The following is a 19,464-nucleotide window of genomic DNA, read 5'->3' as shown; positions in this document are numbered from 1 at the left end:
CTCATGACGGATCGCACCTTGCAGGCAGACTTCATCGTGGCGGGCGCCACGCTTATCGATGGTTCGGGCGGGCCGGCCGTTCAGGGCGACCTGGCCGTGCTGGGCGAACGCATCGTGGCGGTGGGCAGCTTCGCCCACCCTGCGGGCGTGCCGGTGATTGACGGCCGGGGCCAGGTGCTGGCGCCGGGCTTCATCGATTCGCACACGCACGATGACGGCTACCTGCTGGCGCATCCGGACATGCTGCCCAAGGTGTCGCAAGGCATCACCACGGTGGTCACCGGCAATTGCGGGATCAGCCTGGCGCCGCTGCAACGCGCCGACATCCCGCAGCCGTTGGACCTGCTTGGCCCCGCCGAGTTGTTCCGTTTCAGCACCTTCCGCGCCTGGATGGACGCGCTGCGCGAAACGCCCGCCGCGGTGAACGTGATTCCGCTGGTGGGCCACACCACGCTGCGGGTCGCCGTCATGGATGACACCTCGCGCGCCGCCAGCGCATCCGAACGCGCCGCCATGCGCGCGCTGTTGGAAGAGGCGATGGACGCCGGCGCCTTCGGTGTATCCACCGGCACGTTCTATCCGCCGGCCAGCGCCGCGCCCACCGATGAAATCATCGACGTGTGCCAGCCGTTGAAGCCGTCGGGCGATGCTGAACGCCCAGGTACCGACCGCCGCGGTGTCGACCGCCGCGGTATCGACCGCCGCGGTGTCGACCGCCGCGCCATCTACGCCACGCACTTGCGTGATGAGGCCGACCACATCGTGCCCGCCATGGAAGAAGCATTGCTGATCGGGCGCGAGCTGAATTGCCGCGTCGTGTTCTCGCACCACAAGCTGGCGGGGGAACGCAATCATGGCCGCACGCGTGAAACGCTGGACATGATCACCCGCGCCGCCGCCAATCAACCCGTCTGCCTGGACTGCCACCCCTACCCGGCCACCTCCACCATGCTGCGGCTGGACCGCGCACGTCTTGCCAGCCGCACGATGATCACGTGGTCCAAGGGCTACCCCGAAGCGACGGGCCGGGAATTCAGCGACGTCATGCAGGAGCTGGGCCTGGATGACGAGGCCGCCGTGGCGCGTCTGGCCCCCGCTGGCGCCATCTACTTTCTGATGGACCCCGCCGACGTCAACCGGATCTTTGCGCATCCGCTGACGATGGTCGGCTCGGACGGCCTGCCCTTTGACCCGCATCCGCACCCCCGCCAATGGGGCACCTTCCCCAACGTGCTGCGCACGATGGTGCGGGAACAACAGCTGTTGTCGCTAGAAGCCGCCATCCACAAGATGACGGGTTTGGCGGCTGACCAATATGGCATCGCCCAGCGCGGACTGCTGCGCGAGGGTTATCATGCTGACCTGGTGCTGTTCGATCCCGCCACGGTGACAGATGTGGCCACTTTTTCAGCTCCCGTTCAGGCAAGCCAAGGCATCCACGCGGTGTGGGTCAACGGCAAGCCGGTGTGGGATGGGGAACGAACCAGTACGCAGCGCCCGGGCCAGGTTCTGACGCCCGGTGATGCATTACCTCGGAGTTCATAAAGTGAAGACGTTTTCCCAGGGCTGCTACCTGGGTGTATTGGGCGGAATGGGCCCCATGGCCGGCGCGGCCTTTGCCCTTCGCCTGGCGGCGCTGACCCCCGCCGCGATTGACCAGCAACACATACCCACTCTGCTGCGCAACGATCCGCGCATTCCCGACCGGTCCAGCGCCTATATGGCCGGCGGCGAAAACCCGCTGCCGTATATGGTGGGCGGCGTGCGCTTTCTGGAAGACGCGGGCGCCCAGCTGATCGCCATCCCGTGCAACACGGCGCATCTTTGGTACGACGAGATTGCCGCGTCCACCGGCGTGCCGGTGCTGCACATCATCCAAGCCGTCATCGACGACCTGCGCCGCCTGGGCCTGCCCCGTGGCCGCATCGGGCTGATGGGCACGGCGGCGACGCTGAAACTGGGCCTGTATCAAAAGCATCTGGAAGCGCAAGGCTACGAGTGCATCGTGCCCGATGATGATGAAGTCGAGCGCTACTGCATGGGCTCGATCCGCGCCGTCAAGGGCAACCGTCTTGAGGAAGCCTTCGCGCCCGCCGCTGAATGCATCGCCCGCCTGAAGGCGCGCGGCGCCGATGCCGTGGTGCTAGGCTGCACCGAACTGCCGCTGGCCGTGCCGCACGCGCTGCGCGCCAGCTTGGGCGTGACGCTGACGGACTCTATCGATGCGCTGGCGCGTGCCGCTATTGCGCATTACGAAGCGGATCTCGCGAAGCAGCAGATTGCAGCGTAATGCGTGACGCGCGCGTCGCGGTTGGCAAGCCCCCCGCCCTCCTTCGCGCGCAACCCTCCTTCCTTCCTCTTTTCCGAAAAAAAAGGCGCATCTTTCGATGCGCCCCAGTTTCCCTTCGCGGGGAAGTAGCCAGCATGCTGCCTGGCCGCCCGGATCAACCGCCCAGGTAAGCCTTGCGAACCTGGTCGTTGACCAGGAGATTTGCACCCGTGTCTTGCAGCACGACGCGGCCATTTTCCAGCACGTACCCGCGGTCGGCCACGCCCAGCGCCTTGTTTGCGTTCTGCTCTACCAGGAACACCGTCACGCCCTGCTCGCGGATTTCGCGGATGATGTCGAAGATCTGCGCAATCACCAGCGGGGCCAGGCCCAGCGTCGGTTCATCCAGCAGCAACAGACGCGGGCGCGTCATCAGCGCGCGGCCGATGGCCAGCATCTGTTGTTCGCCCCCCGACATCAGCCCTGCGCGTTGCGCGGAGCGTTCCTTCAGGCGCGGGAATAATCCGTAGACGTGTTCGATACCCGCCTCGATTTCCGAGCGCTTCGAAAAGAAGCCGCCCATCATCAGGTTTTCGGCAACGGTCAGGTCCTTGAAGACGCGGCGCCCTTCCGGCGAAATGGCGATGCCATTACGCATGATGTGGTGCGTGTCTTTGTTGGTGATGTCCTCGCCTTCGAACGTGATCTTGCCTTCACGCGCGCGGGGGTTGCCGCAAACCGTCATCAGCAGCGTCGTCTTGCCCGCGCCGTTGGCGCCGATCAGCGTGACGATTTCGCCCTTGTTGACGTCCACCGACACGCCGTTCAACGCCTGGATGGCGCCGTAATAGGTGTGTATGTTTTCCAGCTTAAGCATCATTCCTCCCCCAGGTACGCCTTGATGACGCGCTCGTCGTTGCGCACCGCATCGGGGGTGCCGGTCGTGATGGGCTTGCCGTGCTCCATGACGAGGATACGATCTGAAATGCCCATGATCAGGCTCATGTCGTGCTCGATCAGCAGCACGGCAACGCCGAACTCACGCCGCAGCTGATCAATCAGCGATTGCAGATCGCGCTTTTCCTGGGGGTTCAGGCCTGCGGCCGGTTCGTCCAGCATCAGCAGGCGCGGCTTGGTGATCATGCAACGCGCGATCTCCAGGCGGCGCTGGTGGCCGTAGGCCAGGTTGCCCGCTTCACGGTTGGCGAATTCGCGCAGGCCCATGAAGTCCAGCCATTGCGCCGCACGCGACAGCGCTTCCGACTCCGACTGCCGATAGCCCTTCAACTTCAACAAGCCCGGCAGCAAGCGCGATTCCACTTGCGTGTGCTGCGCCACCAACAGGTTTTCCAGCACGGTCAGCTGCTTGAACAGGCGCACGTTCTGGAACGTGCGCACCAGCCCATGGCGCGCCACCTTGTGGCTGGGCAAACCGGTGATCGGCTTGCCGTCCATGATGATCTCGCCCGCCGTCGGCGCGTAAAAGCCGCCGACGCAGTTGAACACCGTGGTCTTGCCGGCGCCGTTGGGGCCGATGATGGCGAACACCTCGTCGGACTTCACTTCGAACCCCACGCTGTCCACGGCCAACAGGCCGCCGAACCGCATGGTGAGCCCGGATACTTTCAGCAATGCCTCGCTCATTTAGACAGCTCCACGTGGGGACGCTTCATGGGCAACAACCCCTGCGGACGCCACATCATCATCAACACCATCACCAGACCGAACATCAGCATCCGGTACTCGGCGAACTCGCGCGCCAGCTCAGGCAGCACCGTCAACAGAATGGCCGCCAGAATCACGCCCACCTGCGAGCCCATGCCGCCCAAGACCACAATGGCCAGGATCAGCGCGGATTCAATGAAGGTGAAGGATTCCGGGTTCACCATGCCTTGACGGGCCGCGAAGAACGCGCCGCCGAAACCGGCGAACGTGGCACCCAGCGTGAACGCGGACAGCTTGATGCGCGTGGGGTTCAACCCCAGCGAACGGCACGCGATTTCATCTTCGCGCAACGCTTCCCAGGCGCGGCCGACCGGCATGCGGATCAAGCGCGTGGAGACAAACAACGTAATCAGCGCCAGCAGCAACGCCATCATGTACAGATAGATGACCATGTCCTGGTTCTGAAACGTCAGGCCGAAGAATTCATGGAAAGTCGTGCCGCCTTCCGTGCTGGCGCGGCGCGTCATTTCCAGGCCGAAGACCGTGGGCTTCGGAATGCCGGAAATACCGTCCGGGCCGCCCGTCAGCGTGTTCAGGTTGATCAGCAGCAAGCGGATCATTTCACCGAAACCCAGCGTGACAATGGCCAGATAGTCACCGCGCAGCCGCAACACCGGAAAGCCCAGCACGAAGCCGAACAACGCCGCCATTGCGCCCGAGAACGGCAACGCTTCCCAGAAGCTCCAGCCGCCCCAGTGATACAGCAAGGCGTAGGTGTAAGCGCCCACGGCGTAAAAGCCCACGAACCCCAAGTCCAGCAGACCCGCGAAACCCACCACGATGTTCAGGCCCAGGCCCAGCATCACGTAGATCAGCACCAGGGTCGCGATGTCGACCGAGCTGCGGCCGGCAAAGAACGGCCAGACCACGGCAATCGCCAACAGCAATAGCGCAAGCCCCTTGTGGCTCTTGGCGGGCGCCGACGGCAAGGTCGGAAGCGACGTCTTCAGCTTCTTGAACGGGATGGCGATCCAGGGGCGCAGCATCTGGAACACGAACACCACGGCGGCGGCAAGCGCCACCAGGCCCCAGTGCGATTCCATCGAGGTGCGAGCCCCCTGACGGATCAGTTGCAGGCCAAAGACCGGCGTAACGATGACTGCCGTCAGCACGGCCGCCATCGTGGCGTTTTTGATATTGTTTTTCGACATCAGACTTTTTCCACCTCAGGTTTGCCCAGCAGCCCGGTGGGACGGAACAGCAGAATCAGGACCAGCAGCGAGAACGCCACGATGTCCTTGTACTGTGACGAGATATAGGCGGCCGCGAAGGTCTCGGCCAGGCCCAGCAGCACACCGCCCAGCATCGCGCCGGGAATGCTGCCGATGCCGCCCAGCACCGCCGCGGTAAAGGCCTTGATGCCGGCCAAAAAGCCGATGAAGGGATTGAGCTTGCCGATGGTGATGGCGATCAGCACGCCGCCCACCGCCGCCAGAATCGCGCCCATCACGAACGTGAACGAGATCACGCGGTTGGTGTCGATGCCCAGCAGGTTGGCCATGTGCATGTCCTGCGAGCAGGCGCGCGAGGCGCGGCCCATGCGGGAATACTTGATGAACAGCGTCAGCGCGATCATCAGCACCACCGTCACCACGATGATCATGATGCGCGAATACGGCACCGTCACGTCGAAGTCGGAACCCATATGGAACTGCACGGCGCCAGATACCAGCGAAGGCACGGCCATGTCGCGCGCGCCTTGGCCCAGGGCCACCCAGTTTTGCAGGAAGATCGACATCCCAATGGCCGAGATCAGCGCCACCAGACGGGGGCTGCCTCGCACGGGCCGGTACGCCACGCGTTCAACCGAGAAGCCGTAGATGCCGGTCACGGTAATGGCCACAAGCAGCATGGCGGCAATGATGAACGGCACCGGCAGACCGCTATTGGTGCCGATGGACGTCAAGGTGACCAGGCCTACATAGGCGCCGATCATATAGATTTCGCCGTGGGCGAAGTTGATCATACCGATGATGCCGTAGACCATTGTGTAGCCGATGGCAATCAACGCATAGATCGCGCCCAGGGACAATCCGTTGAAGAATTGCTGGGTAAGTTGGGGTATGAGGTCGGACATATTTCTCTTGCTCCAAATGGTTCCGGCCCCGGTAGTAAGACCCGGAGCCGGAAACCTGGGCGTATTTTATAAGGGCCTGTTATCACCGCTTGCCGGCCGCACAGCGCTTTTGGCGCATCGCTACGCGGATTACGGCACAACGAAGACAGCAGGCCCTACACGCCGGCACCAGCCGGCGGGATCGCGAGTTTACAGCTGGGTCTTCTTGCCGTCCTTGTCCCATTTGTAAACGGCGAATTCGAAGTTCTTCAGATCGCCCTTGGCATCGTATTCAACCTTGCCAATGCCGGTGTTGAAGGTGGTCTTGTGCATGTAGTCCGCAACCTTGGCAGGATCTTCGCCCACGGCGTTGATGCTGTCGGCCAGGATTTGCACTGCGGCGTAAGCCGGCATCTGGAAGGCGCCGTCCGGATCGCGCTTGGCGTCCTTGAAGGCCTTCACGATGCTTTCGTTGCCGGGCAGCTTGGTGAAGTCAGCCGGCAGCGTGACCAGCAGGCCGTCGATGGCCGGGCCGGCAATCGCCACCAGATCCTGGTTGGCCGTGCCTTCCGGACCCATGAACTGAACCTTCAGGCCCTGTTCACGCGACTGGCGCAGCAGCAGGCCGAGTTCGGGGTGGTAGCCACCGAAATAAACCAGGTCGACGCCTGCCGACTTCAGCTTGGTAATGATGGCCGAGTAGTCGCTGTCGCCAACGTTGATGCCTTCAAACAGCGCCACATTGACGTTCTGCTTGGCCAGCGCGTCCTTGACTTGCGTGGCCACGCCCGAACCGTAGGTCTGCTTGTCGTGCAGCACGGCAACCTTTTGCGGCTTCAGCGTCTTGGCGATGTAGTTGGCGGCGTACGGGCCTTGCTGGTCATCGCGGCCGATCGTACGGAAGAAGTAATGCGGCTTGATCGTGTCGGTCACCAGCGGCGACGTCGCGCCCGGCGTGATGCCAACAATGCCCTCTTCCTCGTAGACCTTCACGGCGGCAACCGTCACGCCCGAGCACGCATGGGCCACGGCGAACTTGGCGCCGGAGTTGACCACGCGGTTGGCGGCCGGCACGGCCTGCTTGGGTTCGCAGCCGTCGTCGATCAGGATCGGCTCAAGCTTCTTGCCCTTGACGCCGCCCTTGGCGTTGATGGTTTCAATGGCAGTCAAGGCGCCGGCCTGGATCTGGTCACCGTATTGCGTGTTGGGACCGGTCATGGGCTGGGGAATGCCGATCTTGATCGTGTCGGCGGCGTGCGCGGCGCCAGCCAAGGCAAGTGCCCCAAGCGCCATGGCTACCGGGGTAAGGCGATTCAGAAACTTCATGCGGAGTTCTCCAGCGAGGTTTTGAGCGGCTCTGATCGAAACAGTTTATCGGGTGGGTACCCCGCAATCCGTATCGCGCGTCGCCGGCTTCTTGGGCAAAAACACGGTGTGGGCGGTATTCTGGAAGCAAGCCGCCATACTGTCACTGCGTGTAATCCCCAATATTTTCAATCCAACCTTTAATCGTGACGGATAGCCACGACAAGCCCATGAATTCACTGGAGAAATCGCAAATTCTCCTTATTTAACAACTGGCGCCCACCAAGAACTTGTGCTTGCCGCGATATATGAAAAATCATTAATACAGCGTTCGAATACGCATTTAAATACAGTGCTTACGCCGGACTTACGAATAATGATTATCGGGTTAATAAAAAGGCGCGTATCCGGCGGGTTGAACCGCCGCGATACGCGCCTTTTTATGCCGCGCTGAAGGGGTGGGATCAGCCCATCAGGCGTTGGCTGGCTTGGCCAGGTTCCACATCAGTGCGCGGAATGGCGCCAGCATGCTGATATTGACCGCAAGCTTGATGGCCAGATCGCCCAGGAGCCAGGTTGTCCATGGCGCGCCCGTTGCGGCAAAGGCCACGCTGAAGAACACCGCCGTATCCAGAATGGCGCCCAACACACCCGACACCAGCGGCGCGCGCCACCAGCGCTGGTCGCGCAGGCGGTCAAACACCTGGATATCGACCAGTTGCGCGCAGATATACGCCAGCCCCGAGGCCAGCGCAATGCGCGGCGACGCCACCCAGAACGACACGACCAGCGCCGCCGCAAACCCGAACCAGACCACGCGGCGCGCGGCGCCTGGGCCAAAGCGGCGGTTCAGCACGTCGGTAACCAGGAAGGCCACCGGATACGACAGCCCGCCCCAGGTCAGCCAATCGTTCAGCGGCACCTGCACCAGAATATTGGAGCCCACCACCACCAGCAGCATGCACAGCACGGCAATACCGAACTGCGTGCGGCTCATGGCCGGAAAGCCCCGGCTTGCCTGGCTCATTTCCCGAATTCCTCTGCCAGCTCGCCCGAACGCCGGGCCGCGGCGGCCATGGCGTCTTCGACGATGCCGCTAAACCCGGCGGCGCCAAATGCGGCCAACGCAGCGGCCGTGGTGCCGCCCTTGGACGTGACGCGTTCGCGCAGCACGGACAAGGGTTCGGCCGATTCCGCCGCAAGCTTGGTGGCGCCAGCCAGCGTGCCCAGCGCCAATTGTTTGGCTTGCGCTTCGGTCAGCCCCACCTTCAAGCCGCCCGACACCAACGCTTCCAGGAACAGGAACACGTACGCGGGGCCGCTGCCTGACAACGCGGTCACGCCATCCAGCGCGGCGTCGTCCGCCACCCACACCACCTGCCCCACGCTGGCGAGCAATTGCGCGGCCAGTTCGCGGTCGGCTTCGCCCACGCCATCCAGCGCGGCAAGGCCGGTGATGCCTGCGCCCACCAATGCCGGCGTATTCGGCATGCAGCGCACCAGACGGTTGAACGGCGCCTCGGGCGTGCCGAGCCAGGCCGCCAGCGTGTCCGCGCGGATTCCCGCGGCAACGCTTACCACCAAGGTGTCGTCTTGCAACCACTGACGCGTAGAAGCCACAACATCTTTCATGTTCTGTGGCTTGACCGCGAACACCCAAACGCGGCATCGCGCGAGGGCCTCGCCGGGGGCCACCGCCGTGGTCATGCCACGGGCCTGCCAGGCAGCGTGGCTATCCTCATTAATGTCAATGACATGGATGTTCCCGGCGGGGCATACTTTGCCAGCCAGACCGGAGGCCAGGGCGGCCGCCATATTGCCGCCGCCAATGAACGCAATCGAAAGTTCGTTTTTCATAGCCGGGCATTGTAAACGGTCAGCTTCGTTGGGGAAAAAAAAGAAAATGTTCGTTCGCGCCTAAAACGCGCAATTTGACAGGCGTTTGGAGTGATGTGAAAGTCACGGTTTTGTCACAAACAATTCATAAGGTGTCGTGTTTTCTGTGCCCGGACAACCCGGTCGCAACACGCCCAACTGGAGGAAACCTCACCATGCGATCCCATCGTATTGCTATCACCTTTGCCGCCATCATGACGGCTTTCGCAGGCGCCTCCGCGCATGCCGCCACCGAGATCCAGTTCTGGCACTCGATGGAAGGCGCATTGGGCGACCGCGTCAACGGTCTGGTCGACGAGTTCAACAAGAAGAACCCTGACTACCAGGTCAAGGCTATCTACAAGGGCAACTACGGTGAGTCCATGAACGCCGGCATCGCCGCGTTCCGCGCCGGCAACGCCCCGGACATCCTCCAGGTGTTTGAAGTGGGCACCGCCACCATGATGTACGCCAAGGGCGCCATCAAGCCGGTGCAGCAGATGTCCGAAGAGGTTGGCAACCCGATCGATCCGAAGGAATTCATTGGCGCCGTGGCCGGCTACTACTCGTCGGCCGACGGCAAGCTGGTGTCGATGCCCTTCAACAGCTCGACCGTTGTCTTCTACTACAACAAGGACGCCTTCAAGAAGGCTGGCCTGGACGCCGACAATCCCCCCAAGACCTGGGAAGAGCTGGCTGCCGCCGGCCAGAAGCTGAAGGCCGCTGGCCAGGAATGCGGCTACACGACGTCGTGGCCGTCGTGGGTCCAGCTGGAAACGTTCTCGGCCTGGCATAACGTGCCGTACGCCACCAAGGACAACGGCTTCGGCGGCCTGGACGCGCGCATCGCCATCAACACCCCGCTGCACGTGCGCCATCTGGAAAACCTGGCCAAGCTGGGCAAGGAAGGCATCTTCATGTACGGCGGCCGCGGCGACGAGCCGAACTCGCTGTTCATCAGCGGCAAGTGCGCCATGATCACCGGTTCGTCCGGCCTGCGCGCCAACATCGCCAAGAACGCCAAGTTCGAATTCGGCACCTCCACCGTGCCCTACTACGCTGACGTGCAAGGCGCGCCGCAGAACACCATCATCGGCGGCGCTTCGCTGTGGGTCTTCGCCAACAAGAAGCCGGAAACCTACAAGGGCGTGACCGCGTTCTTCAAGTTCCTGGCCAGCCCGGAAATCGCCGCACGCTGGCACCAGCAGACGGGCTATGTGCCGGTCACCAAGGCTGCCTACGAGCTGACGAAGAAAGACGGCTTCTATGACAAGAACCCGGGCACCGAAGTCGGTGTGAAGCAGCTGAACGTGGAAACGACCGCACAATCGCGTGGCCTGCGCCTGGGCTTCCTGCCGCAGATCCGTGAAATCGAAGACGCTGAAATCGAACGCATCGTGTCCGGCAAGGTTGCAGCCAAGGACGGCGCCGAGAACATCGTCAAGCGCGGTAACGAGCTGCTGGAAAAGTTCGAGAAGAGTGTAAAGTAACGCCCTTTCCGGGATTCCGATGGGGCCAAGTCAAGCGTGAATCTTCAAGCATGACAAGGACTTAACGGCCAATCCGGATACGAGCGCAAGGCTTAAAGCCCTGGTTTTTTTAGGGCTTTAAGCCTATCGTATTTTTATGAAAGCGGTTTCAAGCGGCGGTTAATCCAACCGCCGCTTTTCTGTACCTTGGGTTCCCCCTATGGAAAAACGCGTTGTATTTGGGCATAAGACCTTGCCCTATCTGCTGCTTTTGCCGCAGCTGATCATTACTGTGGTCTTCTTCTTCCTGCCTGCCGGACAAGCCATGTGGCAATCCATGCGGTTGGAAGACGCCTTCGGGTTGTCGTCCGAGTTCGTCGGGCTGGACAACTTCATGGAACTGTTCTCGCAACAGGCCTACCTTGATTCCTTCCGCGTCACCGCCGTGTTCTCGGTGCTGGTGGCGGTTGTCGGTCTGGGCGTGTCCTTGCTGCTGGCCGTCATGGCTGACCGCGTGATCCGCGGCGCCGGGCTCTACAAGACGCTTCTGATCTGGCCTTACGCCGTTGCGCCCGCTGTCGTCGGCGTGCTGTGGCTGTTCATGTTTTCGCCTTCCGTGGGCATTCTGGCGGTTGCGCTGCGCAAGTCTGGCGTGGACTGGAACCCGCGTCTGGATGGCAACCAGGCCATGATGCTGGTGCTGATTGCGGCGGTGTGGAAGCAGATCTCGTACAACTTCCTGTTTTTCCTGGCAGGCCTGCAATCGATTCCGCGTTCGCTCATCGAAGCCGCCGCCATCGACGGCGCAAGCCCGGCACGCCGCTTCTGGAGCATCGTATTCCCGCTGCTGTCGCCCACCACGTTCTTCCTGCTGGTCGTCAACATCATCTACGCGTTCTTCGACACCTTCGCCGTGGTGGACACCACTACGCAGGGCGGTCCCGGCACGTCGACCTCGATCCTGGTCTACAAGGTGTATAGCGATGGTTTCCGCGGCTTGGATCTGGGTTCGTCCGCGGCCCAGTCCGTTGTCCTGATGTTCATTGTGGTTGCCTTGACGGTCGTACAGTTCCGCTACGTCGACCGCAAAGTGCAGTACTGATTTTGTTCGAGGCTAATAACAATGGTTGAACGCCGTCCCTGGCTGGATATTCTGGCCCACGTCATTCTGCTCTGCGGCGTGGCGATGGTGGCATTTCCGCTTTACGTCACTTTCGTCGCGTCTACCCAGACTGCTCAGGAAGTGGCGCAAGCGCCGATGTCGCTGATTCCCGGTCCGCACTTTGTCGATAACTACATGCAGGCGCTGTTCGGCGGCTCGTCCGGCGGTTCGTCGGGCGCGCCCGTGGGCCGCATGATGTACGTCAGCCTGATCATGGCGCTGTCGATTTCCATCGGCAAGATCGCGATCTCGCTGCTGTCGGCGTTTGCGGTGGTGTACTTCCGCTTCCCCGGCCGCATGTTCTTCTTCTGGATGATCTTCGTCACGCTGATGCTGCCCGTTGAAGTGCGGATTGCGCCCACCTACAAGGTGGTGGCTGACCTGGGCATGCTCAACAGCTACGCCGGCCTGACGCTGCCGCTGATCGCATCGGCCACGGCCACGTTCCTGTTCCGCCAGTTCTTCCTGACGGTGCCGGACGAGCTCATCGAAGCCGCGCGTATCGACGGCGCAGGCCCCGTGCGCTTCTTCTTCGATGTGCTGCTGCCCCTGTCCAAGACCAGCATCGCCGCCCTGTTCGTGATCCAGTTCATCTATGGCTGGAACCAATACCTGTGGCCGCTGCTCGTCACCACGCAGGAAGACATGTACCCCGTCGTCATCGGCATCAAGCGGATGATCAGCGGCGGCGACAGCGTGACCGAATGGAACATCACCATGGCCACCGCCATGCTGGCCATGATTCCGCCGGCGCTCGTCGTCATCCTGATGCAGAAATGGTTCGTCAAGGGTCTGGTCGACACTGAAAAGTGACGCTTGCCCATCCGCACCCACCCGAACACGACTCCGAACACGAATAAACATGGCTACTCTCAGCTTCCGTAACGTCAAGAAAACCTATGCCGGCAACGTGCCGGTCATCCATGGCATCGACATGGATGTCAAAGACGGTGAGTTCATCGTCATCGTCGGCCCGTCCGGCTGCGGCAAGTCCACGCTGATGCGCATGGTCGCCGGCCTGGAAACCGTGACCAGCGGCGACATCGTCATCGACGACAAGGTCGTCAACACCTTGGAACCCGCCGAGCGCGACATCGCGATGGTGTTCCAGAACTACGCGCTCTACCCGCACATGACCGTGTTTGAAAACATGGCTTATGGCTTGAAGATCCGCAAGTTCTCCAAGGAAGAAATCAAAAAGCGCGTGGACATCGCCGCGCAGATCCTGGAACTTGGCCACCTGCTGGACCGCCGCCCGCGCGCGCTATCCGGCGGCCAGCGCCAGCGTGTCGCCATGGGCCGCGCCATCGTGCGTGAACCCAAGGTGTTCCTGTTCGACGAACCGCTGTCGAACCTGGACGCCAAGCTGCGTGTGGCGATGCGCCTGGAAATCATGAAGCTGCATCGCCGCCTGGGCACGACGAGCCTGTACGTGACGCACGATCAAGTCGAAGCCATGACCCTGGCCCACCGCATGATCGTCATGTACCAGGGCGTGCCTGAGCAGATCGGCACCCCGATGGAAGTGTTCGAAAAACCCGCCTCGACGTTCGTGGCCGGCTTCATCGGTTCGCCCCCGATGAACCTGATGGAAGTGCAAGTGGCCGGCGACGGCACCGTGCAAACCGCCGACGGCCTGGCGCTGGAGATTTCTCCGCTGCAAGTGCCGGCGCAAGTGCGCGGCCGCAAGATCATCATGGGCATGCGTCCGGAGCACATGCTGCTGAACACGCAAGGCGTGCCGGCTGAAGTAGAGATGGTTGAAACGCTGGGTTCGGAACAGCTGGTGCACTGCCGCTGCGGCAAGACCACGCTGGTCGTGCGCTGCACGACGCGCCAGTTGTCGGAATCGTCCGCCAAGGTGGGTGACCGCGTCAACGTCGGCCCGGACGGCCGCCACCCGCTGCACTGGTTCGAGGCCGACACCGGCCGCCGCGTCAAAGACCTGTAAAGCGAAAAACCCGGGCTTCTGCCCGGGTTTTGCATTCTGGCTCCTGCCCGATTTCAGCACAGACCGGACGCCCGCCCCTGCTATCAATAATCAGTACGTGTACGTCACCATCGTGCCGATCGTGTATTGATTGCGTTCCTTCACGATCGGGCTATCAGCCGCGTCGCCAAACAGCCGGCGCGCCTCGGCTACCACGGACCATGACCAGGCCTTGCCAAGCGGCAACGCCCATGTCGCCCCCAGGCTCATGCTTTCCAGCCCCCCTTTCGGGTCATAACGGCGGTAGCCGGACGTTGCCGACTGCTGGCTGCTGACGCCGTACCAGGTGCGCATGTAGTTGCCGTCGCCCAAGGTGCCGCTCAACGCCAGCGACAATGCGCCCGCAGACCCCTCATACACCGTCGTGCTCGCGCCCAGATTCAACAACGTATAGGCGCTGCCTACATCGCGGTCGTCGCCCTTCTTGAATGCATGGGCCAAGGTGGCCGACAACATTACCGGGCCCAGCATTGTCTCGGCATCCATCCCGATCTGCGCCCGGCTTTTGATGTCTCCCATGCCACGCAGTTTGTCTGACCCCTGGTAGCCCTTCTTGTGATCCTTGCGCGACGCGCTGGGCAAGACATAGAAGCGAAACGTGCTGTCCAGCGCCTGCGTTTCCCAGCCCAAACCGTGGTCGGTGCCAAGAAAGAAGCCGTTGGGGCTGCGCACGCCCGCGCCGAAGATGGGAACGGCGGAGCTTTCATCACTGCCGCTATAGCGCGGCGCTACCCCCACCCCCAGCGTGCCATAGAACGTCCACTGCCCTTCCGGACGCTCGTCGCCTGTCGCCACCGTCAAGCCTCTGGAGCTTGCCCCCCGCTGCCCATAGACGGAGCTGGCTTCCGCCACGACGACCTCACCCGCCGCGAACGACAGGCCTGGCGCACAGGCCACTAAGCTTGCCGCAAGCAGGCGGCGGGAAACAGGCGAACACAGGCACGAACGGAAGAATCGCTGCATTGGAAGTCCACAAAACGAAGTTGAAAAGCGACGTTGAATCGCGGCATCGAAGCACCCGCGCCGGCGCACCACGCGTCTGCGCGGGCGGCATCTAGGGCGTGCCGGAACCTTGCTTGGCCTGGCGCATCATGCGCATGGCCATCGTCGACACCGCTGCCACCAGCGGCTCGCCGGAATCGGAGTTGCTCATGACCAGCACGGCAAGCTTGTCCTGCGGGGCAAGCACCCACCGGGAATGGAATGCTTCGGTCGCGCCGCTGTGCTCACGCACGCTCACCGCGCTGACGACGTTGTCGTCACAGGGCGCGGCCAGCCACGACAAGGCGAAGCGGCAGCCCAGATCCAGGCCGCTGCCCGCCACGGTCTCCAGGCCCAGCAGCGTCTGCGCGGATTCCTCTTTCAGCACGCGCTTGCCGTCCTGTTTGCCGCCATAGCTGCCATCCGCGAACAGCATGCTGGTAAAGCGCGCCATCTCGGACGCGCTGACCCATAATCCATCCGCCGCCTCGTTGGGCTGCGGGGCCTCCGTCCATGGCTGGCCGCGCCGGTACCCCGCAGCGCGCTGCTCCAGCATGCGTTCGTGCGGCTGAAACCCCGCACGCGGCATATTCAACGGTTGGAAAATCGTGCGGCGTACATAGCCATCGAAGGGTTCCTGCGCCACGTGCGCCACCATGTCGCCCAGCAAGGCATACGCCATGTCTGCACGGGCGCGGCCCATCGTGTCTTCCAGCGTGCCAGGATGCAGGCTCAGCAGATTGCGCGCGGTGTAGGGGGCTGCGCCCATCCACTGCATGGCGTTGCGGCGCGGGGCCACATGCCAGTCGGGCAAGGCGTCACTGGCCGGCGCATCCAGCCGCAACCGGTTGTCGTCGGCGGCGTGCAGCACGCCCGCGGCGGTAACGATCTTGCTGATGGCGCCCACGCGATACAGCGTGTCGCTGGTGGCGCTGCGATGCCGCAGCGTGTCCGCGTAGCCAAAACCCGTGCTCCACACGACGCGCTGATCGTCCACGATAGCGATCGACACGCCCGGCACCTTGGACACGCCCATGTCGTAGGGAATGCGTTGCGACAGGTAATCGACCACCGCCGCGTAGTCTCCCTGGGCAATCGTCGCGGGTGCGGCGGGCGGCAGGCTCTGGCAACCGCCGGCGGCAAGCAGCAACGATCCGATGGCAACCAGGCGGCTTAGGGAAAACATGGCTAGCGGCAAACCCTGCAAAAGGTGAATGCCGTGATGCTATCCATGCGCCTGCGCGCGATCTTTCCCGCTTTGTATGGAGTTTGTGAAGATTCGGCGCGCGGTTTGTGAAGTTTCTTTACGCCTGCGCCGCCGCCCGTTGACGCGTGCTCAGGCGGCTTTCCAGCTGATCACAAAACGGGCGCCGCCCAACGGGCTATCGGACGCTTGCGCCGACCCGTTATGCCAGCGCGCCACACGGCTGACGATCGCCAGCCCCAGGCCGGTGCCACCGGTGCCACGGTCGCGGCTTTCATCCAGGCGGATGAAGGGTTCGAAAATGCGCTCGCGATCCGCAGGCGGCACGCCCGGGCCATCGTCGTCAACCGTCAGCACGTATTCCTGCGGCGCCGGGCTGGTCAGGGCAACCTGCACTCGCCTGCCGGCATGCCGGATCGCATTTTGCAGCAGGTTAAGCAAGGCGCGCGTCATGTAGCGCTGATGCAGCCGCACTTCAGCCGTGTCGCATTGCGCCACCACGCATTGCACGCCCGACAAGCCGGCTTCAAACGCCGCGTGCTGCACCACCGAATCCAGCCAGCCGCGCGCATCCTGCGCCTGTAACGGCACGTCGTCGCTCTTGTGTTCCAGGCGCGCATACATCAGCAATTCCGACGCCATGCCGTCCAGCTCGGCGACATCGTTCTTCATTTCCTCGACCAGGCGCTTGCGGGCTGCCGGGTCGGTCTCGCGGTCAATCATGTCCAGCTCGAACGACAGCCGCGCGATGGGCGTGCGCAGTTCGTGCGAGACCGCGTTGGTCAGATCGCGCTGATTGCTGATCAGCGCGCTGATGCGGTCAGACATGTGGTTGAAGGTGTCGCCCAGCGCCCGGATGCTGGAATAGCGCGACAGCCGGGCCCGCGCTTGCAAGTCGCCCTGCCCCATACGGTGCGCGGCGGTCTTCAGCGCTTCCAGATCGCGCCAGATCGGCAAGGCCCACACCAGCATGAACGCGCACAACAGCAAGCCCAATGCGGAGTAGATGATGACAATCACCCACGTACCCACCGCCGGCTCAGGCGGCATCTTGACCAGCAGCCATTGCGCCCCAGGCCCGGGAATGGCGGAAATAAAGCTCATCAGCTTGTCGCGCAGGAAGAAGCCGCCCGCGTCGATGGTGCGCCGTTCGTCGTCAGTCAGCGCAAAATCGGGCGCGTTGTAGTCGGCGGGGTCCAGCACCTGCAAGACCAGGCCGTAGTGCGGCGCCAAGGTATCGCGCACATAGTCGCGCCGCGCCTCGGGCGCAACGTTAGCCAACTCCTGCTTCAGGCTGTGCAACTGGCCGCGTACCGCTTCACGCGTGTAGTTCGCATTGACCGGTTCGAAGAAATAATTCGCAGTCCGGTCCACCACTTCGTTTGACAGCACAAACCCAATCGCCAGCACCACGAAGAGCCGCAGCACGAACTTAAGCATCACTGCCCTCGTGCGCCTTGGGCGAGAACAGATAGCCCTTGCCCCACACGGTCTTGATGCGCGCCGGGTCGCGCGGGTCGTCATCCAGTTTGCGGCGCAGCTTGCTGACGCAAACATCCACGCTGCGGTCCAGCCCATTGAACTCGATGCCGCGCACCGCGTTGAGCAGATCGTCGCGCGTCAGCACCTGCCCGGCCTGGCTGGCCAACGCCCAGAGCATTTCAAATTCCATCGTCGTCAGATCCACCTCAACCCCGGCGTGCACCACGGCGCGCGTACGGCGGTCGATCGAGAGCGGCCCAAACTCCAGATGCTCCGGCGGTTCGTCCAACTGGTTGTGACGGCGCATCAAGGCGCGGATGCGCGCAAGCAGCACGCGCGGCTCAACCGGCTTGATGACGTAATCGTCCGCGCCGGATTCCAGGCCCAGAATCTGGTCCAGATCGTCTTCGCGGGCGGTCAGCATCAGGATGGGCGCGGACGAAAACGCGCGCAGATCGCGGCAGACTTGCAGCCCGTCACGCCCGGGCAGCATCAAGTCCAGGATGGTGATGGCGGGCTCGTGCCGGCGAAACGCCTCCACGGCATGATCACCGCGATAGGCCTGGGCGACATTAAAACCGTGCTGCTCCAAAAACTGCGCAATCAGGCGTGAAAGTTTCGGATCGTCTTCGACTAACAGGGCCTTGGTCATGGTGTCCAGACAAAAGAAGGTCAAAAAAACCGGACCGGAAGACTAAGGCTTCCGGCCCGGTTGTTATACGCTGGCTAGCGCATCCGATGCCGCGGGCGCTCGGCCCGCGTGGCATCACTTATAGACGGTCTTGGAACCATCCTTGTGCCAGGTGAACACGTCGAACTCGAAGTTGTTCAGGTCACCCTGCTTGTTCCACGACACTTTGCCGATCGGCGTATCGAACGAATTGGCGTGCAGGTACTTGGCGACCTTGGTCGGGTCGTCGGAACCTGCGCCCTTGATGCCGTCCGCAATGACTTGGGTGGCCGTGTAGGCCGTCATCTGGAAGGCGCCGCCGGCGTTGCGCTTCTTGGCTTCGAAAGCCTTGACGATGTCCGCATTGGCGGCGTTCTGCGTAAAGTCGGCCGGCAGCGTCAGCAACATGCCTTCAACCGAATCGCCCGCAATGGCGTTGATGTCGGGGTTGCCCGCGCCTTCCGGACCCATCCACTTGGCCTTCACGCCTTGCTCGGCGGCCTGGCGCAGCAGCAGACCCATTTCGGGGTGGTAGCCGCCGTAGTAGACGAAGTCCACGCCCTGGCTTTTCAGCTTGGTGATGACGGCCGAGTAGTCGCTATCGCCAGCGTTGATGCCTTCGAAGATGGCGACAGGCACGCCGCCCTTTTCCAGGTCGTTCTTGACCGCCGTGGCGATGCCTTGCCCGTACGACTGCTTGTCGTGCAGCACGGCGGCCTTTTTCGGCTTGATCTTTTCCAGCACAAACTTCGCAGCCGCCGGGCCTTGCTGGTCATCGCGGCCGATGGTGCGGAAGATGAACTCGTAGTTCTTGCCGTCCGTCACGGCAGGCGCCGTGGCCGAAGGCGTGACCATGACGACGCCTTCGTTGTTGTAGATGTCAGCGGCGGCGATGGTGGCGCCCGAGCACACGTGGCCTACGACGAAGCCGATCTTGCTGTTCACGACACGGTTGGCGGCAACCGGGCCTTGCTTGGGTTCGCAGCCGTCGTCGATGACCACGGCTTCCAGCTTCTTGCCGTTGACGCCGCCCGCGGCATTGATGCGTTCGATTGCGGTGTCGACGCCCTCACGGACCATGTCGCCATACTGAGTGACGGCGCCGGTGGTCGGGCCAACCACGCCGATCTTGATGGTTTGCGCGTGCGCTCCCGCGGCAAACGTCAGGCCAGCGGCGACTCCCAGCGCCGCGATGACCGGGGTCAGACGAAATACTGGCTTCATGAGTGGACTCCCTTAATCGCTTGTAATCGTTGGTTTTTTAACCGGGCGGACG

18 protein-coding genes are annotated in these 19,464 nt (G+C 62.6%); 6 read left to right on the top strand and 12 right to left on the bottom strand.

Features of this window, described 5'->3' with window-relative positions; all coding sequences use genetic code 11:
• Positions 1-3 precede the first annotated feature (3 nt).
• Both ACFZAI_RS16035 and ACFZAI_RS16030 read left to right on the top strand, forming a co-directional pair.
• Positions 4-1,545, top strand: a complete 1,542-nt coding sequence (locus tag ACFZAI_RS16035; RefSeq protein ID WP_391567805.1) for an amidohydrolase family protein — start codon at positions 4-6, stop codon at positions 1,543-1,545.
• A 1-nt stretch (position 1,546) separates the two neighbouring features.
• A complete protein-coding gene (locus ACFZAI_RS16030) occupies positions 1,547-2,290 on the top strand; it encodes an aspartate/glutamate racemase family protein (protein ID WP_391567804.1) in 744 nt (247 codons plus the stop codon).
• 154 nt (positions 2,291-2,444) lie between these two features.
• On the opposite strand, the gene ACFZAI_RS16025 is transcribed toward ACFZAI_RS16030, so the two are convergent.
• The 7 genes from ACFZAI_RS16025 to proC form a co-directional block, all read right to left on the bottom strand.
• Positions 2,445-3,146 (bottom strand): ABC transporter ATP-binding protein, encoded by a 702-nt coding sequence (locus ACFZAI_RS16025; RefSeq protein WP_391567870.1) that lies wholly within the window; start codon positions 3,144-3,146, stop codon positions 2,445-2,447.
• Entirely contained in the window at positions 3,146-3,913 is a 768-nt protein-coding gene (gene livG / locus ACFZAI_RS16020) for a high-affinity branched-chain amino acid ABC transporter ATP-binding protein LivG (protein WP_391567803.1), read from the bottom strand. The genes ACFZAI_RS16025 and livG overlap by 1 nt, the downstream gene beginning before the upstream one ends.
• Positions 3,910-5,145, bottom strand: coding sequence for a high-affinity branched-chain amino acid ABC transporter permease LivM (locus ACFZAI_RS16015; RefSeq protein WP_391567802.1), 1,236 nt, complete (start codon positions 5,143-5,145; stop codon positions 3,910-3,912). Before ACFZAI_RS16015 ends, livG begins: the two co-directional genes overlap by 4 nt.
• Positions 5,145-6,071 (bottom strand): high-affinity branched-chain amino acid ABC transporter permease LivH, encoded by a 927-nt coding sequence (gene livH, locus ACFZAI_RS16010; RefSeq protein ID WP_391567801.1) that lies wholly within the window; start codon positions 6,069-6,071, stop codon positions 5,145-5,147. Before livH ends, ACFZAI_RS16015 begins: the two co-directional genes overlap by 1 nt.
• 189 nt (positions 6,072-6,260) lie before the next feature.
• A complete protein-coding gene (locus ACFZAI_RS16005; protein WP_391567800.1) occupies positions 6,261-7,376 on the bottom strand; it encodes a high-affinity branched-chain amino acid ABC transporter substrate-binding protein in 1,116 nt (371 codons plus the stop codon).
• Positions 7,377-7,827: 451 nt separating this feature from the next.
• Positions 7,828-8,382 (bottom strand): queuosine precursor transporter, encoded by a 555-nt coding sequence (locus ACFZAI_RS16000; RefSeq protein WP_391567799.1) that lies wholly within the window; start codon positions 8,380-8,382, stop codon positions 7,828-7,830.
• Positions 8,379-9,212 (bottom strand): pyrroline-5-carboxylate reductase, encoded by an 834-nt coding sequence (proC, locus tag ACFZAI_RS15995; RefSeq protein ID WP_054421977.1) that lies wholly within the window; start codon positions 9,210-9,212, stop codon positions 8,379-8,381. Before proC ends, ACFZAI_RS16000 begins: the two co-directional genes overlap by 4 nt.
• A 194-nt stretch (positions 9,213-9,406) precedes the next feature.
• Here proC and ugpB point away from each other — a divergent pair, with 194 nt between their 5' ends.
• The 4 genes from ugpB (at position 9,407) to ACFZAI_RS15975 (ending at position 13,812) form a co-directional block, all read left to right on the top strand.
• Positions 9,407-10,720, top strand: a complete 1,314-nt coding sequence (gene ugpB / locus ACFZAI_RS15990; RefSeq protein ID WP_391567797.1) for a sn-glycerol-3-phosphate ABC transporter substrate-binding protein UgpB — start codon at positions 9,407-9,409, stop codon at positions 10,718-10,720.
• A gap of 199 nt (positions 10,721-10,919) precedes the next feature.
• The gene (gene ugpA, locus ACFZAI_RS15985; RefSeq protein WP_391567796.1) at positions 10,920-11,801 is read left to right on the top strand and encodes a sn-glycerol-3-phosphate ABC transporter permease UgpA; all 882 of its coding nucleotides are present in this window, start codon (positions 10,920-10,922) and stop codon (positions 11,799-11,801) included.
• A 21-nt stretch (positions 11,802-11,822) separates the two neighbouring features.
• Positions 11,823-12,674, top strand: coding sequence for a sn-glycerol-3-phosphate ABC transporter permease UgpE (gene ugpE, locus ACFZAI_RS15980; protein ID WP_391567794.1), 852 nt, complete (start codon positions 11,823-11,825; stop codon positions 12,672-12,674).
• 49 nt (positions 12,675-12,723) lie between these two features.
• On the top strand, positions 12,724-13,812 hold the full coding sequence (locus ACFZAI_RS15975) for a sn-glycerol-3-phosphate import ATP-binding protein UgpC (protein ID WP_391567793.1): 1,089 nt from the start codon (positions 12,724-12,726) through the stop codon (positions 13,810-13,812).
• A 90-nt stretch (positions 13,813-13,902) separates the two neighbouring features.
• On the opposite strand, the gene ACFZAI_RS15970 is transcribed toward ACFZAI_RS15975, so the two are convergent.
• From ACFZAI_RS15970 to ACFZAI_RS15950, 5 genes are all read right to left on the bottom strand, one after another.
• A complete protein-coding gene (locus tag ACFZAI_RS15970; protein ID WP_391567792.1) occupies positions 13,903-14,814 on the bottom strand; it encodes a MipA/OmpV family protein in 912 nt (303 codons plus the stop codon).
• 91 nt (positions 14,815-14,905) lie between these two features.
• Positions 14,906-16,018, bottom strand: a complete 1,113-nt coding sequence (locus ACFZAI_RS15965) for a serine hydrolase domain-containing protein (RefSeq protein WP_391567791.1) — start codon at positions 16,016-16,018, stop codon at positions 14,906-14,908.
• Positions 16,019-16,168: 150 nt separating this feature from the next.
• Positions 16,169-17,476 (bottom strand): ATP-binding protein, encoded by a 1,308-nt coding sequence (locus ACFZAI_RS15960; RefSeq protein ID WP_391567790.1) that lies wholly within the window; start codon positions 17,474-17,476, stop codon positions 16,169-16,171.
• The gene (locus ACFZAI_RS15955) at positions 17,469-18,170 is read right to left on the bottom strand and encodes a response regulator (protein WP_054421957.1); all 702 of its coding nucleotides are present in this window, start codon (positions 18,168-18,170) and stop codon (positions 17,469-17,471) included. The genes ACFZAI_RS15960 and ACFZAI_RS15955 overlap by 8 nt, the downstream gene beginning before the upstream one ends.
• A gap of 114 nt (positions 18,171-18,284) precedes the next feature.
• Complete coding sequence (locus ACFZAI_RS15950) at positions 18,285-19,412, bottom strand: branched-chain amino acid ABC transporter substrate-binding protein (protein WP_391567789.1); 1,128 nt, start codon at positions 19,410-19,412, stop codon at positions 18,285-18,287.
• Between the last annotated feature and the right edge of the window lie 52 nt (positions 19,413-19,464).

The organism is Achromobacter sp. NPDC008082 (assembly GCF_042957345.1).
Classification (GTDB): Bacteria; Pseudomonadota; Gammaproteobacteria; order Burkholderiales; family Burkholderiaceae_B; genus Achromobacter; species Achromobacter kerstersii_A.
Note: the sequence above shows the minus strand (reverse complement) of the source record. Positions and strands in the feature narration are given on the sequence as shown.

Coding starts and splice junctions, on each gene's coding strand:
- ACFZAI_RS16035 (WP_391567805.1), top strand. CDS start 4: ATGACGGATCGCACCTTGCAGGCAGACTTCATCGTGGCGGGCGCCACG.
- ACFZAI_RS16025 (WP_391567870.1), bottom strand. CDS start 3,146: ATGCTTAAGCTGGAAAACATACACACCTATTACGGCGCCATCCAGGCG.
- livG (WP_391567803.1), bottom strand. CDS start 3,913: ATGAGCGAGGCATTGCTGAAAGTATCCGGGCTCACCATGCGGTTCGGC.
- ACFZAI_RS16015 (WP_391567802.1), bottom strand. CDS start 5,145: ATGTCGAAAAACAATATCAAAAACGCCACGATGGCGGCCGTGCTGACG.
- livH (WP_391567801.1), bottom strand. CDS start 6,071: ATGTCCGACCTCATACCCCAACTTACCCAGCAATTCTTCAACGGATTG.
- ACFZAI_RS16005 (WP_391567800.1), bottom strand. CDS start 7,376: ATGAAGTTTCTGAATCGCCTTACCCCGGTAGCCATGGCGCTTGGGGCA.
- ACFZAI_RS16000 (WP_391567799.1), bottom strand. CDS start 8,382: ATGAGCCAGGCAAGCCGGGGCTTTCCGGCCATGAGCCGCACGCAGTTC.
- proC (WP_054421977.1), bottom strand. CDS start 9,212: ATGAAAAACGAACTTTCGATTGCGTTCATTGGCGGCGGCAATATGGCG.
- ugpB (WP_391567797.1), top strand. CDS start 9,407: ATGCGATCCCATCGTATTGCTATCACCTTTGCCGCCATCATGACGGCT.
- ugpA (WP_391567796.1), top strand. CDS start 10,920: ATGGAAAAACGCGTTGTATTTGGGCATAAGACCTTGCCCTATCTGCTG.
- ugpE (WP_391567794.1), top strand. CDS start 11,823: ATGGTTGAACGCCGTCCCTGGCTGGATATTCTGGCCCACGTCATTCTG.
- ACFZAI_RS15975 (WP_391567793.1), top strand. CDS start 12,724: ATGGCTACTCTCAGCTTCCGTAACGTCAAGAAAACCTATGCCGGCAAC.
- ACFZAI_RS15970 (WP_391567792.1), bottom strand. CDS start 14,814: ATGCAGCGATTCTTCCGTTCGTGCCTGTGTTCGCCTGTTTCCCGCCGC.
- ACFZAI_RS15965 (WP_391567791.1), bottom strand. CDS start 16,018: ATGTTTTCCCTAAGCCGCCTGGTTGCCATCGGATCGTTGCTGCTTGCC.
- ACFZAI_RS15960 (WP_391567790.1), bottom strand. CDS start 17,476: ATGCTTAAGTTCGTGCTGCGGCTCTTCGTGGTGCTGGCGATTGGGTTT.
- ACFZAI_RS15955 (WP_054421957.1), bottom strand. CDS start 18,170: ATGACCAAGGCCCTGTTAGTCGAAGACGATCCGAAACTTTCACGCCTG.
- ACFZAI_RS15950 (WP_391567789.1), bottom strand. CDS start 19,412: ATGAAGCCAGTATTTCGTCTGACCCCGGTCATCGCGGCGCTGGGAGTC.